Origin of the sequence: Rhizobium oryziradicis, assembly GCF_001939045.1 — a bacterium.
Taxonomy (GTDB): Bacteria; Pseudomonadota; Alphaproteobacteria; order Rhizobiales; family Rhizobiaceae; genus Allorhizobium; species Allorhizobium oryziradicis.
In genome coordinates this window covers 207405-223953 of record NZ_MKIM01000031.1, presented here as the reverse complement: position 1 = coordinate 223953, position 16549 = coordinate 207405, and the positions used below count along the sequence as shown (strand labels likewise).

The 16549-nt window shown below is 55.8% G+C and carries 14 protein-coding genes; 5 read left to right on the top strand and 9 right to left on the bottom strand.

Annotated features, from left to right (window positions below):
- Nucleotides 1–248: 248 nt before the first annotated feature.
- Nucleotides 249–1658, top strand: a complete 1410-nt coding sequence (gene leuC, locus BJF95_RS20940; RefSeq protein ID WP_075641421.1) for a 3-isopropylmalate dehydratase large subunit — start codon at nt 249–251, stop codon at nt 1656–1658.
- 79 nt (nt 1659–1737) lie between these two features.
- Here leuC and BJF95_RS20935 read toward each other — a convergent pair whose 3' ends face one another.
- Nucleotides 1738–2568 (bottom strand): aldo/keto reductase, encoded by an 831-nt coding sequence (locus BJF95_RS20935; RefSeq protein WP_075641420.1) that lies wholly within the window; start codon nt 2566–2568, stop codon nt 1738–1740.
- 160 nt (nt 2569–2728) lie between these two features.
- Complete coding sequence (locus tag BJF95_RS20930) at nt 2729–3277, bottom strand: L,D-transpeptidase family protein (RefSeq protein ID WP_075641419.1); 549 nt, start codon at nt 3275–3277, stop codon at nt 2729–2731.
- 223 nt (nt 3278–3500) lie between these two features.
- Between BJF95_RS20930 and BJF95_RS20925 the strand changes: the two genes are divergently transcribed.
- Nucleotides 3501–4184, top strand: coding sequence for a response regulator transcription factor (locus BJF95_RS20925; protein ID WP_075641418.1), 684 nt, complete (start codon nt 3501–3503; stop codon nt 4182–4184).
- A gap of 17 nt (nt 4185–4201) precedes the next feature.
- Nucleotides 4202–4657: a cyclic nucleotide-binding domain-containing protein gene (locus tag BJF95_RS20920; RefSeq protein WP_075641417.1), complete on the top strand. Its 456-nt coding sequence runs from the start codon at nt 4202–4204 to the stop codon at nt 4655–4657.
- A gap of 97 nt (nt 4658–4754) precedes the next feature.
- Here the strand turns inward: BJF95_RS20920 and xth are convergent, their stop codons facing one another.
- The 6 genes from xth to tesB all read right to left on the bottom strand — a co-directional run bounded on the left by xth (nt 4755) and on the right by tesB (nt 12294).
- A complete protein-coding gene (xth, locus tag BJF95_RS20915; RefSeq protein ID WP_075641416.1) occupies nt 4755–5558 on the bottom strand; it encodes an exodeoxyribonuclease III in 804 nt (267 codons plus the stop codon).
- 136 nt (nt 5559–5694) lie between these two features.
- Nucleotides 5695–6363, bottom strand: coding sequence for an outer membrane lipoprotein carrier protein LolA (locus BJF95_RS20910; RefSeq protein ID WP_075641415.1), 669 nt, complete (start codon nt 6361–6363; stop codon nt 5695–5697).
- Nucleotides 6364–6559: 196 nt separating this feature from the next.
- Nucleotides 6560–9217 carry an FtsK/SpoIIIE family DNA translocase gene (locus BJF95_RS20905; protein ID WP_075641414.1) on the bottom strand — a complete coding sequence of 886 codons (2658 nt, stop codon included), beginning with the start codon at nt 9215–9217 and terminating at the stop codon, nt 6560–6562.
- 239 nt (nt 9218–9456) lie between these two features.
- Nucleotides 9457–10815: an ammonium transporter gene (locus BJF95_RS20900; RefSeq protein WP_075641413.1), complete on the bottom strand. Its 1359-nt coding sequence runs from the start codon at nt 10813–10815 to the stop codon at nt 9457–9459.
- A 28-nt stretch (nt 10816–10843) separates the two neighbouring features.
- The gene (locus tag BJF95_RS20895) at nt 10844–11194 is read right to left on the bottom strand and encodes a P-II family nitrogen regulator (RefSeq protein ID WP_275893418.1); all 351 of its coding nucleotides are present in this window, start codon (nt 11192–11194) and stop codon (nt 10844–10846) included.
- Between the two features lie 215 nt (nt 11195–11409).
- Nucleotides 11410–12294 (bottom strand): acyl-CoA thioesterase II, encoded by an 885-nt coding sequence (gene tesB / locus BJF95_RS20890; RefSeq protein ID WP_075641411.1) that lies wholly within the window; start codon nt 12292–12294, stop codon nt 11410–11412.
- An 85-nt stretch (nt 12295–12379) separates the two neighbouring features.
- Here tesB and BJF95_RS20885 point away from each other — a divergent pair, with 85 nt between their 5' ends.
- Both BJF95_RS20885 and BJF95_RS20880 read left to right on the top strand, forming a co-directional pair.
- Nucleotides 12380–13594, top strand: a complete 1215-nt coding sequence (locus BJF95_RS20885; protein ID WP_075641410.1) for a ubiquinone biosynthesis hydroxylase — start codon at nt 12380–12382, stop codon at nt 13592–13594.
- Between the two features lie 314 nt (nt 13595–13908).
- Nucleotides 13909–14766: an RNA polymerase factor sigma-32 gene (locus tag BJF95_RS20880; protein WP_075641623.1), complete on the top strand. Its 858-nt coding sequence runs from the start codon at nt 13909–13911 to the stop codon at nt 14764–14766.
- Nucleotides 14767–14874: 108 nt separating this feature from the next.
- On the opposite strand, the gene BJF95_RS20875 is transcribed toward BJF95_RS20880, so the two are convergent.
- Complete coding sequence (locus BJF95_RS20875; RefSeq protein WP_075641622.1) at nt 14875–16392, bottom strand: M48 family metalloprotease; 1518 nt, start codon at nt 16390–16392, stop codon at nt 14875–14877.
- Nucleotides 16393–16549: the final 157 nt, after the last annotated feature.

The window sequence follows — 16549 nt, the reverse complement described above, 5'->3', positions numbered from 1 at the left end:
GCCGATGCCCCAAGAAGCTGCTAGAAGTGCCGCCATGGGATCGAAATTCGGATGTCTCGCGCCTCACATATTCGTGCTGCAAGACCATAAGCGTCTGCCGGCACGCTTTTTTGCGCGTATTTCCGGGGCGCTCAACAGCCATCGAGCTTAAGCGCGAATGCCGCGAAGACGGCTGTTGTTTTCTGGTCGCATTTCCGTGATCCAATGACAGAAATCCCTTTTTAAAAACCATCGATGGATGAAACCCCATGAGCGCACCTCGCACCCTCTACGACAAGATTTTTGATGACCATCTGGTCGATCGTCAGGAAGACGGCACCTGTCTTCTCTACATCGATCGTCACCTCGTGCATGAGGTCACGAGCCCGCAGGCCTTTGAAGGTCTGCGCATGGCAGGCCGCAAGGTGCATTCGCCTGCCCGCACGCTGGCTGTTGTGGACCATAACGTTCCCACCACGCCTGATCGTGCAGAAGGCATCAAGAACGAAGAAAGCCGCATTCAGGTTGAGGCTCTGGCCAAGAATGCTGCCGATTTCGGCGTTGAATATTATTCGGAAAAAGACAAGCGTCAGGGCATCGTGCATATCGTTGGTCCTGAGCAGGGCTTTACCCTGCCCGGCATGACCATTGTCTGCGGCGACAGCCACACTTCCACCCATGGCGCGTTCGGCGCTTTGGCGCATGGCATTGGCACATCTGAAGTGGAGCACGTTCTGGCCACCCAGACGCTGATCCAGAAGAAAGCCAAGAACATGCTGGTGCGTGTGGATGGCAAGCTGCCCGAAGGCGTGACCGCCAAGGACATCATCCTTGCAATCATCGGCGAAATCGGCACCGCTGGCGGCACCGGCCACGTGATTGAATTCGCAGGCGAAGCCATTCAGGCCCTGTCCATGGAAGGCCGCATGACCGTCTGCAACATGACGATCGAAGGCGGCGCACGCGCGGGCCTGATCGCACCGGATGAAAAGACCTTTGAATACATCAAGGGCAAGCCACGCGCTCCACAGGGCGAACAGTTGGAAGCTGCGATTTCCTATTGGAAGACGCTGCACACCGACGAAGGCGCGCATTTCGACCGCACCGTGGTGCTGGATGCCGCCAATCTGCCACCAATCGTGTCCTGGGGTTCGTCTCCAGAAGATGTGATCTCGGTCGAAGGCGTTGTGCCAAACCCAGACGATATCACAGACGAAAACAAGCGTACCTCCAAGTGGCGCGCACTGGACTATATGGGCCTCAAGCCCGGCACCAAGATTACCGACATCAAGATTGATCGCGTGTTCATCGGTTCCTGCACCAACGGCCGCATTGAAGACCTGCGCGCTGCTGCTGCCGTGCTGAAAGACAAGAAGGTTGCCTCAACCGTGTCGGCCATGGTGGTTCCCGGCTCCGGTCTGGTGAAGGAACAGGCGGAAGCCGAGGGCCTGCATCAGATTTTCCTCGATGCTGGCTGCGAATGGCGCGAACCCGGCTGTTCCATGTGCCTTGCCATGAACGACGACCGCCTGAAACCGGAAGAGCGTTGCGCATCGACCTCGAACCGCAATTTTGAGGGCCGTCAGGGCTTTAAGGGCCGCACCCATCTGGTGTCGCCTGCCATGGCCGCTGCTGCGGCTGTTGCTGGCCACTTCGTGGACATTCGCACCTGGAAATAAGTGCGGCTGTATAAGCTGACATAGATAAGGCGGCTCTCGAGCCGCCTTATCTGTTTTTTAACCAATGATTCACGTGAAATCAAAACGTCGCCGTCATCGGGTCCGGGCCGATACGCGCACCGGCGCTGTCCAGCTTGGCAAGCTCTGCGATATCATCCTGATCCAGCGCAAAATCAAACACCTTGAAATTCTCTTCAATGCGCGATGGTGTGACGGATTTGGGAATCACCACCAGACCACTGTCGATATGCCAGCGAATGATCACTTGCGCCGCTGTGCGGCCATGCTTTGCGGCAATTTTGCCAATCACCGGATGATCAAGCAGCTTGCCCTGCCCCAGCGGGCTCCAGGATTGGGTGATAATCTTGTGCTTCTCGTGGAAAGCACGGGCGGTTTTCTGCTGAAAATCCGGGTGCAGTTCGATCTGGTTGATCACCGGCGTCACACCCGTTTCCGCCACAATCTTTTCAATATGCTCGGGATAGAAGTTTGAAACGCCAATGGAGCGCGCCCGCCCCTCTTCCTTGAGCTTGACGAAAGCCTTCCACGTATCACCAAACAGGCCCTTTTTCGGCGCTGGCCAATGGATGAGGTAGAGGTCCACGTAATCGGTGCCGAGACGCTTGAGGCTGGCATCAAAAGCTTTCAGGGTTGTGTCATAACCCTGTTCCGAATTCCACAGCTTGGTGGTGAGGAAAATATCCTTGCGGTCTACGCCAGAAGCCTGAAGGCCCTTGCCGACGCCCTCTTCATTTTCATAGATCGCCGCCGTATCGACATGGCGATAGCCAGCGTCCAGCGCAGCTTTCACCGCCGTTGTCGCGTCATTATTGGGGGTCTGCCAAACACCAAGGCCGACCTGCGGAATGCTATTGCCGTCGTGAAACGTGATATGGGGTTGATGTGCCACGTTAAAATCTCCGGTTTGAAAATTTCTCAAAACGTCGCGCAGCGTAGAAACGGACAGAGGTTCGCAACGCCATGCGCAACATATCGCATCAGAACAATGCGAACCTTAGAGATAGGGTTGAATCCGGCATTTACCAATCAAAAGGCTGGCAAAGGTGAAATTATAACACCGTTACGGTGGTGGCCCGCGACAGATAAGGCAGCAGACGACGCATATCGGCGGGGCTTATGGCAATGCAGCCTTCCGTCGGGCTATAATCGGGCCTGGCAATGTGGAAAAAAATCGCCGAACCACGGCCACGCCGTCGTGATATAATGTTCCAATCCATCACCAGACAGACATCATAGAGCCGATCATCGCGTTTCATCCGTTCATGGCTGGGCTTGAACGGCGCTTTGACCCGTTGGTTATAGGCTGCATGCTCTGGCGCATCACACCAAAGCATATCCGAGCGGATTGATGTCAGCGGCAGGCGTGTTTTTACCATGCCAAGCTTATCCGCACGGAAGAAGCCACCGAGCAGCCCCATGCTGGCACGCGGGGTTGCTCCATCGCCTTCGCGCTTCAAACTGGTGATACCGCTGCGGCCAATTGCGGCTTGCAAGCGCAAAGGTCCAGCTTGCACAATGGCTTTGGTTTTATGCCCCGGTTTACGGCGAACAATGACATGAAAAACACCCGTTTTGGCATTGATGTGAGACTTGGGCATTCTGTTCACGTATTTTTGCTTAACTGCGGGCTTTTATTGTAATCTAAAGTGATTAGGTAAGACAGAGATATTGTAGTGCCCCATGTTTTATCAAACATCCTAAGGACACTGTAACGCTTTAAATCTGCTGTATAATTTTCTCCCTAAATCGATTCCGATTTAAGGAATTATACAGTAAACTGCAAGACATCCGTCTTGTAAGATGTATGGGAGAATATGTGGAATGGCTGCCCGGACGATCCTTCTGGTCGATGACGACGACGATCTGCGTGAAACGCTGGTAGAACAGCTCTCCCTCTATGAGGAATTTTCCATTCAGCAGGAATCGAATGCCACCAAAGGCGTGCAAACGGCGCGCAATGGTCAGATCGACCTGATGATTATGGATGTTGGCCTGCCCGATATGGATGGCCGCGAAGCGGTAAAGCTGCTGCGCAAGGGCGGCTTCAAGGCACCCGTGATCATGTTGACCGGCCATGATACCGATTCCGACACGATCTTGGGCTTGGAAGCCGGTGCCAATGACTATGTCACCAAACCGTTCAAATTTGCCGTGCTTTTGGCCCGCATTCGTGCGCAGCTGCGCCAGCATGAGCAGAGCGAAGACGCCACCTTCACCGTTGGCCCCTACGTGTTCAAGCCCAGCCAGAAGCTGCTGACCACTGAAGACGGCAAGAAAATTCGCCTGACCGAAAAAGAAGCGGCCATCATTCGCTATCTCTATCGCGCCGGCCAAAAAGTGGTCACCCGCGATGTGCTGTTGGAAGAAGTCTGGGGATACAACTCCGGTGTGACCACCCACACGCTGGAAACCCATGTCTATCGTCTGCGCCAGAAGATAGAACGAGATCCATCCAACGCTGAAATTCTGGTGACAGAAAACGGCGGATACAAGATTATTCCGTGATTTAGAGATTTGTCCTGATGGCACTCAGCGATGACATGCAATTGCTCTCGGCTCTCAGCCTGTTTCACGGGCTGGAGCCAGACGAATTGCGGCTGATTGCCTTTGGAGCCGAGCACCGAACCGTTGGGCCGGGCCAGATCCTGTTTCGTGAACGCTCACCTGCCGAATGCGCCTATGTGGTGGTGCGCGGCCAGTTTGAACTTTCTATCCTCGGGCGCGATGGCAAGCCAAAAGTTGTTACAACGGTCGGGTCCGGCACCATGCTATCCGAGCTGGCCATGGCGACCATGGTCGAGCGCAAATACACCGCGGTTGCCCTTGATGACACCGAGGTGATGCGCATTCCCCGCCAATTGTTTCACCGCCTGCTGGAAGAATACCCAAGGTTGGGTTCTGTGATGCAGGACCGGATTCGCCAGAACCTTATGGCTTTGGCCAGCGGCGCAAAGAGCATGGAAGATCAGTTTCGCTAGAGTCTGTCAGGTTCAAATTGAACCAGACAGACTCTAGCTTCCTTTGATTTCGTTTGTCTTTTCGGGAAAACCGGATTCCACTTTTCCCTGACAAACTCTAGAAATCGAAATGCACTGTCACTGGCACATGATCGGATGGCTTGTCCCAGCCACGGGCTTCGCGCAAAATATCAATCGATTTGAGCGCAGGCCGCAGGTCTGGTGACGACCAGATATGGTCCAGACGCCGTCCCTTGTCGGCGGCATCCCAATCCTTGGCGCGATAGCTCCACCACGTATAGAGTTTTTGCGATGGATCGACCAGTTCGCGCATCAGATCCACCCATCCGCCCTTCTGGATCACCTCTAGCAGGCCTTCGGTTTCTACCGGCGTGTGGCTGACAATTTTCAACAGCGCCTTATGCGACCAAACATCATGCTCCAGCGGAGCAATATTGAGATCGCCCACCAAAATAGCCGAGGTCTGAGGCTCGGCTGTCGCCGAAAGAACCTTCATTTCCTCGACAAAATCGAGCTTATGGCCGAATTTCGGGTTGATCTCGCGGTTTGGTTCATCGCCACCGGCGGGCACATAGAAATTATGCACCCGAATGCGCCGGCCGCCCACCTCGAACAGCGCCGAGATATGACGGCTATCGCCCACGCCGCAATAATCCTTGCGATAATCTTCGGTCAACGGCAGCTTTGAAGCGATTGCGACCCCGTGGTAGCCCTTCTGCCCATGCACCAGCACATGCGGATAGCCAAGGGCCTGCATGGCCTCCATCGGGAATTCGTGGTTCTGGCATTTGATTTCCTGCAGGCACAAAATATCCGGCTGATGGGCGGCAACAAACTGCTCGACAATCGGCATGCGCAGACGCACCGAGTTGATGTTCCAGGTGGAGAGTGAAAAAGCCATAACAGAAACAATCCTTTTGCCGGCACGACCGCAAAGCCGATAGATCGGTTTAGGCAATGGCGGCGGCCTTGAACAGCAAAAAGGCGCAAAGCTTACCGAGCCCGCGCCTTTTCCACATCAAGCAGTCATCAACAGATCAGCCACCGCGCTTGTTGATCTCGTCATAGGGCACCTGAAACACCTTATCGTCGAAGTTCACGCCCTGCTGCACGTTGAAAATCATCACCGACGTGTCTTTGCCTTGCGCATCCGTTACCGTCCACTGACGCAACTCAAATGTCTTGGGGTCAAACATCAAAGTGATCGTCTGGTCGCCAAAAATCGACTTATCGCCCAGCACAATGGTGGTCAGATCCTGTTCTTCCTTCACCTGACGCACCATCTGGTGACCAAGATCGATGCGATCAGACAGCAACAGGCTGAGCGGCGTCTTCGACAAGGGATAAACATCCCATGTTTTCATCTTGGTATTGCCAATTGCCACATTGCGACCATCAGAAATAACCCGCATGGGCGAAGGTTGCTCGTAGTTAAACCGCAGCTTGCCGGGGCGCTCCAGATAGAATTTACCGGCTGTCTGATCACCGCGCGGGCCAAATTGCACAAATTCGCCCATCATGGTTTTCACCGAGGCAAAGTGATCGGCAATTTTCTGCGCCGTGCTGCTGGTGGCCTGCGCAAACACCGGCGAACCAGACGCCAAGCTTGCAGCAACAGCAGCCGAAAGGCCCAGAAAGCCACGGCGGTTGAAACAGGAAGAGCCAGCCGCAGCGGCTTGTTTTTCACGCATTCTATTCTCCTTCATCGCCTCGACAGTGATGTATCAAGACGGCATCATAATGACGCACACACCATCGTGATCGCTCAGCCACAAGGGAGCATCGTGCAGAACACTGGAATCAGCGCGATGCTCTCAGTTTTTGTTTCCGCATCGGATTTATCTGAAAACCGGTTCCCACTTTTCAGCCGATGCTCTTATGTCACGATCTATGGTCCGATTATTATCTTTCAATGATATCGGCTTCGGTCGGCACAAGAATTTCGCGCTTTCCAGCGTGGTTGGCCGGGCCAATAATGCCCTCTTGCTCCATACGCTCGATCAAGGAGGCCGCGCGGTTATAGCCAATGCCCAGTCTGCGCTGAACATAGGAGGTCGAGGCCTTGCCATCGCGCAACACAACCGCCACGGCCTGATCATAAGGATCATCGGACGCCGCCAGATTGCCGGTTCCCGCCGGGCCACCCTCGTCGTCTTCCTCGTCAATGGTGACCGCGTCAAGGTAATCCGGCGCACCTTGCGTCTTGAGGTAAGCGACAATGTCTTCGACCTCATTGTCCGATACAAACGGGCCGTGAACGCGCTGAATGCGCCCGCCGCCTGCCATGTAGAGCATATCACCCATACCGAGCAGCTGCTCGGCACCCTGCTCGCCCAAAATGGTGCGGCTATCGATCTTGGACGTCACCTGAAACGAGATACGGGTCGGGAAGTTGGCCTTGATGGTACCGGTGATCACATCCACCGATGGACGCTGGGTCGCCATGATCACGTGAATGCCCGCCGCACGCGCCATCTGCGCCAGACGCTGCACAGCACCTTCAATGTCCTTGCCAGCCACCATCATCAGATCGGCCATTTCGTCGATAATCACAACGATATAGGGGATGGGCTTGAGATCGAATTTTTCGGTTTCATACATGGCCTCGCCGGTCTGGCGGTCAAAGCCGGTCTGCACGGTGCGCGTCAGCACTTCGCCCTTTTCAATCGCCTGTTCCACCCGGCTGTTGAAGCCATCGATGTTGCGCACGCCGATCTTGGACATTTTCTTGTAGCGCTCTTCCATTTCGCGCACGGTCCATTTCAAGGCAACAACTGCCTTTTTCGGATCGGTCACCACGGGCGAGAGCAGATGCGGAATGCCATCATAGATCGACAGTTCCAGCATTTTCGGATCAATCATGATCAGGCGGCATTTTTCCGGCGGCAGACGATAGACCAGCGACAAGATCATGGTGTTGATCGCCACCGATTTACCAGAACCGGTGGTGCCCGCCACCAGCAAATGTGGCATTTTGGCCAGATCGGCAATCACTGGCTCACCGCCAATGGTTTTACCCAGCGCCATCGGCAATTTGGCCTTTGAGCCATCAAAATCGCGACTGCTGATCATTTCGCGCAAATACACCGTCTCACGCGTGCGGTTTGGCAGCTCGATGCCGATAGCATTGCGGCCCGGCACCACGGCAACACGCGCGGCAATGGCGCTCATGGAGCGGGCGATATCATCGGCCAAACCAATCACACGCGACGATTTGATACCCGGTGCTGGCTCCAGCTCATAGAGGGTGACGACCGGGCCGGGACGCACCTCGATAATCTCGCCCTTGACGCCAAAGTCTTCCAGCACACCTTCCAGCAGACGGGCATTTTGCTCCAGCTGGTCAGCGGACAGCGTGACATCCTTGGTCACGCTGCGCGGTGGCTCGATCAACAAATCCACAGACGGTAGCTGGAAGCCGCGATTGTTGCGGGGACCAGCAGGGGCCACAGGTGCCGCACGGGGCCGCTCAGAGCGCGCCGGACCACGCCGTCCCGTTGGCTGCGGCGCGAGATCCTCATCGTCATCATCAAACAGAATATCGTCCGAGGACCGGCCTCTTCCCTTCAGGTCAAAAGGCGGTTGATCCCGTTCGTCGTCAAAGCTCACAGATGGAGCCGCAATACGTCGCCGCACATTTGCAGGCGTAAAGGCTGGCTCGGCACGAACACCGCTCATATGCGGGGCATCACCGCCAGCAAATTCGTCATCGTTGAAATCATAGGGCTGATCGAAATCGGCCCGCTCACGCGTCTTGGGCTTGAGGCCAGCCAAACGGCGGATGCGGGCATTGCCGGTGTACCATGCATGTGTAATGCTGCCTGCAATCAGGGCAAAGGGGCCAACGCGATCCTCTTCTTCCTCGTCCTCAATGTCACGGGCACTCTGCTTGTTTGCCGCACCCTTATCGGTCTGATTTTTGGCCGCTGCCCCATTTGGACGGGCGCGGACGGCAATAATGTCGTCTTCAACATCCTCATCCTCGGAATTGCCAATGATACCGGCAGCAAACAGCATGAACCACAGCATGGGAACAGCCAGAATGCAGCCAATCGTCATTGCAAACGTGCCGGTGGGATAGGCTCCGACAAACAGCGCCGGAAAGCGCAAAATCATATCGCCAATAACGCCGCCGATACCATTGGGGATTGGCCATGTAGCAGGCGGCGGAAAGCAGCCAAACACCGCGGCCCCCACAACGGCACCAGCCCCCCAGGCGGCAAGGCGGCGTGGCAGACGTGTGATTCGGCGGCCTGAAATCAAAGACAGCGCCCAGGCCAAAACAGGCAGCAAGGCGGCAACCGAGGCCAAGCCAAAAAACTGCATGGAAAGATCGGCAAACACCGCACCGGGATAGCCAAGAATGTTGGTGGGTGCGCGATCTGTGGCATAGGAAAAGCTGGGATCGTCGATATTCCAGGTGGAAAGTGCCGCAACAGCCGCGACCAGACCCAGAAACACGCCAAAACCAATCAGGACCATAAACTGCCTGATGAGAAAACCGATCACAACGGACCGGGGCGTTCTCTCTTCCAATGCTGCCAGCGTGGTTCTGCTCATACCTGTTCGCCTGCCAGTACAATTGAGACAAAGGGGGCAGACCGGACGAATCAGTCAGATAAAATCCGGTCTTCTAACAGCACACCGTAGCCGATGCGGAGTTAATGCTCCTTTAACCATGGAGAATTCGCGACCAAAACCGCCCGAAAACAACAAAAAGCCCGGCACGAACCGGGCTTTCGAGGATGTTGAAGAGGATCGCAAGGGTCGTTTCAGAACGGAACCGACCCTCAACCCACTCAATTGTGGTAGGCAGCTTCGCCGTGAGAAGCGAGGTCAAGACCTTCGCGCTCAGCCTCAACAGGCACACGCAGACCAACAACCATATCGACGATCTTGTAGAGGATGAAAGAGCCGATGCCGGTCCATGCGATGGTGATGACCACAGCCTGGATCTGAACCATGACCTGATGGCCCATGGTCACACCTTCAGCATAGCCGACGCCACCGAGCGAGGCGCTTGCGAAGATGCCGGTTGCAATCGCACCGAACATGCCGCCAATGCCATGCACGCCAAACACGTCAGCCGTATCGTCGTAGCCGAACTTGTTCTTCACAACCGAAACGAAGAAGTAGCACAGCGGCGATACGATCGCACCGAGAACAATCGCACCCATTGGGCCAACGATACCGGCCGCAGGGGTGACAGCAACCAGACCGGCAACCATGCCCGATGCCGCACCCAACATGGATGCCTTGCCGCGGGTAAACGATTCAACCACGCACCACGACAGCGTTGCAGCAGCCGTTGCCACAAAGGTGTTTACAGTCGCGATCATCGCACCACCGGATGCTTCCAGATTAGAACCGGCGTTGAAGCCAAACCAGCCGAACCACAGCATAGCGGCACCGATATAGGTCATGGTCATCGAATGCGGAGCCATCATGTCCTTGCCGTAACCGGTACGCTTGCCAACGAGAATGGCACCCACCAGGCCAGCAACACCGGCGTTGATGTGAACAACCGTGCCGCCTGCAAAATCAAGCGCGCCCAGCTTGAAGAGATAGCCGTTGCTGTCCCAAACCATGTGCGCAATCGGGAAATAAACGAAGGTGACCCACAGGAATGTAAACAGGATCACAGCCGAGAACTTGATGCGCTCGGCAAAGGCACCGATGATCAGGGCGGGCGTGATCGCCGCAAAGGTCATCTGGAACAGCATGAAGATGTATTCAGGGATAACAACGCCCTTGGTAAAGGTCGCAGCCGTGGATGCAGGCGTAACGCCCGAGAGGAACAACTTGGCAAAGCCGCCGAAGAAAGGACTTTCGCTGCCGCCAAACGCAAAGGAATAGCCGTATATAACCCAGATGATCATGACCATGCAGGCAATGACGGTGCATTGCATCAACACGGATAGCATGTTCTTGGCACGGACCAGACCGCCGTAAAACAGGCCGAGACCTGGCACCACCATGAACAGCACCAACAATGTGGAGATGAACATGAACGTTGTATCGCCCTTTTCAGGCACGGCAGCAGCAGCCGTTGCCGCAGCAGGTGCAGCGTCCTGCGCAAAGGCCACGACCGGTGCCAACAGCGCTGCCGATGCAGCACCAAGGCTCGCGGCCCGGGATGTAAACTTGGAAAATGACATAGAAATGAACTCCCCTTGACGGCCGATCTTACAAGGCTTCGGTGTCTGTTTCGCCGGTACGGATACGCACAGCCTGATCGATGGCGTAAACGAAAATCTTGCCGTCGCCGATCTGACCGGTCTTGGCAGCCGATGCGATTGCCTCAACAGCCTTTTCAGCAATGTCGGATGACACAGCGACTTCGATTTTCAGCTTTGGCAAAAAGCTGACAGCATATTCGGTGCCGCGATAGATCTCAGTATGCCCCTTCTGACGCCCGTAGCCTTTCACTTCGGTCACGGTCAGGCCCTGTATACCGACGGCTGTCAGTGCCTCACGCACTTCATCCAGCTTGAACGGCTTGATAATGGCCATCACAATCTTCATCTGGTTTCCCATCCTCTGGTTTATCCTCGGCTTGACACCGATCTCCTTGCCGCTGGCCAGCATTTACCAGCAGCGACTGTCCTCTTACATTCAAACATCGTGCCAGTTTGAAAAAGGCCAATAACCTATTGAAAAGTAAAGATGAACGAGGAGAAGATTAAGAAAAAGGCAATTGATTAGGCAATATTCCTGCATTTTTTGTGCATTTGCACAAATGTGCACAAATATTAATCATTTGCTCTTTTCCGAATCAAACCTTCCTGGGCAACAGAGGCAATCAGCTGCCCGGATCGCGTATAAATCGAGCCACGGCTCATGCCACGCCCGCCAGACGTGCTGGGACTATCCTGGCTATAGAGCATCCAATCCTCAAGCTGCGAGGGCCGGTGAAACCACATGGCGTGATCAAGACTGGCTGCCTGAATGCGCTGATCGAAGATCGACATGCCATGGGCATAGAGCGAAACATCCAGCAGCGTCATATCGGAAAGATAGGCCAGCACTGCCGCCTGCAGGCCGCGATCATCCGGCACAGGGCCGGTCAGGCGCACCCAGATATCCGATGTTGGTTCAAGCTTGTCGGTCGACATATAGTGTTTGAACGATGTGGGACGAAACTCCACCGGGCGCTCCCGTCCCCAGTATTTTTTGACGGATTCCGGGGCTTGGGCCAAAAACATCTGCCGGAAGTCCGCTTCCGCCATCAGCTTTTCCGGTGGTACAACGGCGGGCATATCGACCTGATGATCAAGCCCCTCCTCGTCATATTGAAACGATGCCGACATGGAGAAAATGGCCTTGCCGTGCTGAATGGCCACAACCCGGCGTGTGGCAAAGCTTGCCCCATCGCGAATGCGCTCCACCTCATAGACAATCGGCACCGCGGGATCGCCCGGACGCATGAAATAGGCATGCAGGGAATGAACGTAGCGATTTGCATCCACACAGCGTTGCGCCGCCACCAGCGCCTGCGCAATCACCTGCCCGCCAAACACCCGCTGCCAGCCCACCTGCGGGCTTGTGCCCCGAAACAGATTGACCTCCAGCACCTCGAGATCAAGCGTCTCAAGCAATTGCTCCATAGGTGTGGTGGAAAGTGCTGGCTGCGTCATTTTGGAAAAGCCCCGGTGGTAGGAAGATGCATTGAAGTGATCTATATAGAGGAGCAAAGCAATACAATGTGCAAGGGAATGAGCGATGGCGGATATGATTGTGGTTGGCGGTGGCTATGTTGGCCTCTCAGCAGCGCTCGCGGTCAAGCTGGCAGCGCCGCACCTTGATATTCAGGTGATCGAGGCGGCCCCTCAAAACCAGTGGAAGCATGATCCCCGCGCCTCCGCCATCATTTCGGCGGCCACAAAAATGCTGACGGTGTTTGGCGTGTGGGATGAGATTGCCCCGCAATCGCAACCGATCAACAAAATGATCATCACCGATTCAAAAGCCAGCGACCCTGTGCGGCCCGTGTTTCTAACCTTTGATGGCACAGTCGAGAACGGCGAGCCCTTTGCCCATATGGTCCCCAATGTCGCCATGGTCGGTGCCTTGCTGAAAGCGGCTGAAAAAGCGGGCATTCCGATCCACAATGATGTGCGGGCCACCGGGTTTTCCAACAGCGGCCATCAGGCAGACATCAGCCTATCCAACGGCACAACGCTGAGTGCACGTCTGGTGGTCGCCTGCGATGGCGTGCGCTCGCGCATTCGCGATATGGCTGGCATTAAAACCGTCACCTGGGCCTATGGCCAGTCCGGCATTGTCACCACGGTTGAACATGAACGTCCGCATGAAGGCGTGGCAGAAGAGCACTTTCTGCCCGCAGGCCCCTTCGCCATTCTGCCGCTGACCGGCAATCGCTCTTCCCTGGTGTGGACAGAGCGCACAGAAGATGCGGATCGGCTGGTGGCCTCGGATGATCTGGTGTTTGACACCGAGCTGGAGCGCCGCTTCGGTCACAAGCTGGGTGCCATTCGTGCATCACACGACCGTCGCGCCTTTCCGCTGGGCCTCACCTTAGCACGGGCCTTTGTGGCACCGAGGCTGGCGCTGGCGGGCGACGCCGCCCACGGCATTCACCCCATCTCAGGCCAAGGACTCAACCTTGGCTTCAAGGATGTGGCAGCCCTTGCCGAAACCATTGTTGACGCCGATCGTCTGGGCCTCGACATCGGCACCATCCATGTGCTGGAGCGTTATCAGACATGGCGGCGCTTTGACACTTTCCGCATGGGTGTCACCACCGATGTGCTGAACCGGCTATTCTCCAACGATGTGATGCCGTTGCGCATTGCCCGCGATTTTGGCCTTGGACTGGTGGAACGCCTGCCCAAGCTGAAAAACTATTTTATCTCGGAGGCTGCCGGAACAACTGTCGCCAATAACCCTAAACTTTTGACAGGGCATGCAATTTAGCATTTTTTTCGGCACCGCTTGACCAATTCAGACGCAGCGCCATATTACAGCATGTCGCGTTCAATCGGGCTTAGTTGAACGATAACGTACATGCCCAAGTGAAGGATAAAGCGCTCTGCGCTTCAAGCTTGAAACTTCCTTCCATTGGCTTGGCCAAAAAATCTGCCTTTGTCGGGGAACATTCTGTCTCCCGGCGTGTTTACCTTGCCATAAGGGTTCGGTGATCCAACTGGCACTCAAGGGCGTAGATCACCACGGATGCTCATTAAACTGATTTCGATCAAGGCGCTTTTGCTGCCCGAATGGAGGTTGTCGTGGATTCTGTGCAAGCTGACAAAAAGTTTATCAAAACCGCTATGGCCGCACCCTATCTGGAGCGCGCCCAGGAACGTGATCTGGCCGTTCGCTGGAAAGACAGCAACGATCAGAACGCCCGCAATCAGATTGCCATGTCGCATATGCGGCTTGTCATTGCCATGGCCTCCAAATTCCGTGGCTTCGGTCTGCCGCTCAGCGACCTCATTCAAGAAGGCTATATAGGGCTTCTGGAAGCCGCGGCAAGGTTTGAGCCCGAAAGAGAATTCCGGTTTTCAACCTATGCCGGTTGGTGGATTCGCGCCTCCATGCAGGATTACATCTTGCGCAACTGGTCGATTGTGCGCGGCGGTACCAGTTCTGCGCAAAAATCGCTGTTTTTCAACCTCCGCCGTTTGCGCGCCAAGCTCGCCCAAGGTGACCAGCGCCTGACCGATCAGGCCATTCACGCCGAAATTGCCGCAGCGGTTGGCGTGAGCATTTCCGACGTCCAATCGATGGATGCCCGTCTGTCTGGCAACGACACATCGCTCAATGCGCCGGTCTCAACCGCGGGCGATGACGGTGCCGAGCGTCTGGATATGTTGGTGAGCGATGCGCCGACACCGGACGAACAGGTGACCGACATGATCGACACGGAACGCCGTCTGGACTGGCTGAAAGGGGCGATGCGCAATCTCAATCAGCGCGAAACCCGCATCATCCGCGCCCGTCGCCTCTCGGACAATGGCGCAACACTGGAAGAGCTAGGCTCTGAGCTGGGCATTTCCAAGGAGCGTGTGCGCCAGATTGAAACCCGCGCCATGGAGAAGCTCAAAGTGGCGCTGGTGGAAACCAATCCGCAAATGGTGGCGTGAGCCACTCTACATTCTTAAGAGTTCCCTATTCTTGAAAGTTCCCTCGCTCTCACAGCAAAGCCGCGCAGCCTATCAGGTGCGCGGCTTTTTTGATGCAAGCAAACAAGCCTATTCTGCGATGATTTTGACCCGGCTGCCCACGGCGGGTGCCTGGCCTGCGGGCAGCGCATTCAACACCTTGAACAGCTCCAGCTTGCGATCCGTGCCCATCATGCGGGCCGATAGCGTTGCCAGCGTATCCGATGGGCCAACGGTGACCACGCGGACCCGCAACGGCTTGAGGCTTTTCGCCTCTTCCGGTGTTATCCGGCGGAAAGTGCGGCGCAACACCTCGGCAGTCGGCTCCAGCTGATCACTGCCCTTCGGCACCGCGGTGAGAAAACGGAAAATCTGATCGCCCAGCCGCACCACCGTCACATCAAAATCCCACCGGTCGGCGGAGGCCCGTGCCGTTGCCGCCTCCATGCCATCGATCTTGATGGCGCGAATGGTATCCGGCAACAGGCCCGTGACCCAGCCGCTGGAGATATAATTGGTCAGGCTGCGGCTTTTGGTGTCAGCCACACCATCAAAGCGCACGGCAATATCGCCGGGGCCTGTGGCCATAACCGCTTCGACCTTATTGTCGATCTGGAAGCCATCAGGCACATCAAAGCGAATGCCAAGGCCACCATGCAAGAAGGTATGGCCGCGCACATAGCCCTCCTGCGGGCTATCGCCATAGAGCAAGCCATCAATGCCATCGAGAAAATAATCACGGCCCTTGTCGCCGGTCGAACCTTCGGGGCCAAAAGCACGGGCGTGATCGCGCGCAAGCTCAACCCGCTGTGGCGTGCTGGGGTGGCTGGACAGGAAGTCCATGCTTTGATCCGCGTTGGGATCAGACGAATTATAATGCTGATAGGCCGCCATGGAATCCAGAAAACGGGCGGCGGCATAAGGGTCATAGCCTGCCTCACCCAACGTGCGCACACCAATGGTGTCCGCCTGCAATTCCTGCTGGCGCGAGAAAGCCGCCAGACGCATTTTGCCTCTGGCCAGAGCCTGCTTGCCCGCCAGATCGCTCGACAACACTTCGGCAACCACCCGGCTGGCAATCACCTCCGCCTCTTCGCGGCGTTGGCGCTCTATGCCATGATTGGCGGTGACATGGGCCATTTCATGGGACAAAACCGCTGCCACTTCCGACGCATCATTGGCCAGCGCCAAAAGTCCGCGGGTGACGTAGAGATAGCCGCCCGGCAACGCAAAGGCGTTGATATTGGGCGAATTGAGAATGGTGATCCGATAGGATTGCTGCGGATTTTCTGACACCGCCGTCAGGGCACCGGCAATTTTTGCCACCAGCCGCTCGGTCTTGGCATCGTGATATTCGCCGCCATAGCTTGCCAGAATGCGAGGATGCTCCCGCGCGCCCATCTGCGCCCGCGGATCGTCTTTTTGCACTTCCTTGACAATTTGCGGCGACGACGATGGTGCCACATTGGCTTGATAGGATTGCTCAAAGATAGACTGGCAACCGGCAAGCGACAAAACGGCAAGCACAGAGATGCCGGCACTGAGCCTGCGCACAGCGGCATGGTGGCGGGGTGCCCTGTCAAAACAGATCGACACCATCGCGGTCATTTTGCGGCGCATCCTAAAAACTTGCTGGTCCCCTGCTCATCAACGTCTGCCTCGATTTTTCGCAAATCGGGGTTCTTACGATTCACTTAATACTTAACAGCACATTATCGATTTCGATAAAACTGCACACTGCACAAGATCGTTAATTTGGATAAGA

Excerpts from the sequence above, each read along its gene's own strand:
- BJF95_RS20930 (WP_075641419.1), bottom strand. The coding sequence starts at position 3,277 with ATGCCCAAGTCTCACATCAATGCCAAAACGGGTGTTTTTCATGTCATT.
- leuC (WP_075641421.1), top strand. The coding sequence starts at position 249 with ATGAGCGCACCTCGCACCCTCTACGACAAGATTTTTGATGACCATCTG.
- BJF95_RS20920 (WP_075641417.1), top strand. The coding sequence starts at position 4,202 with ATGGCACTCAGCGATGACATGCAATTGCTCTCGGCTCTCAGCCTGTTT.
- BJF95_RS20875 (WP_075641622.1), bottom strand. The coding sequence starts at position 16,392 with ATGACCGCGATGGTGTCGATCTGTTTTGACAGGGCACCCCGCCACCAT.
- xth (WP_075641416.1), bottom strand. The coding sequence starts at position 5,558 with ATGGCTTTTTCACTCTCCACCTGGAACATCAACTCGGTGCGTCTGCGC.
- BJF95_RS20905 (WP_075641414.1), bottom strand. The coding sequence starts at position 9,217 with ATGAGCAGAACCACGCTGGCAGCATTGGAAGAGAGAACGCCCCGGTCC.
- BJF95_RS20910 (WP_075641415.1), bottom strand. The coding sequence starts at position 6,363 with ATGAAGGAGAATAGAATGCGTGAAAAACAAGCCGCTGCGGCTGGCTCT.
- BJF95_RS20900 (WP_075641413.1), bottom strand. The coding sequence starts at position 10,815 with ATGTCATTTTCCAAGTTTACATCCCGGGCCGCGAGCCTTGGTGCTGCA.
- tesB (WP_075641411.1), bottom strand. The coding sequence starts at position 12,294 with ATGACGCAGCCAGCACTTTCCACCACACCTATGGAGCAATTGCTTGAG.
- BJF95_RS20895 (WP_275893418.1), bottom strand. The coding sequence starts at position 11,194 with ATGGGAAACCAGATGAAGATTGTGATGGCCATTATCAAGCCGTTCAAG.
- BJF95_RS20925 (WP_075641418.1), top strand. The coding sequence starts at position 3,501 with ATGGCTGCCCGGACGATCCTTCTGGTCGATGACGACGACGATCTGCGT.
- BJF95_RS20885 (WP_075641410.1), top strand. The coding sequence starts at position 12,380 with ATGGCGGATATGATTGTGGTTGGCGGTGGCTATGTTGGCCTCTCAGCA.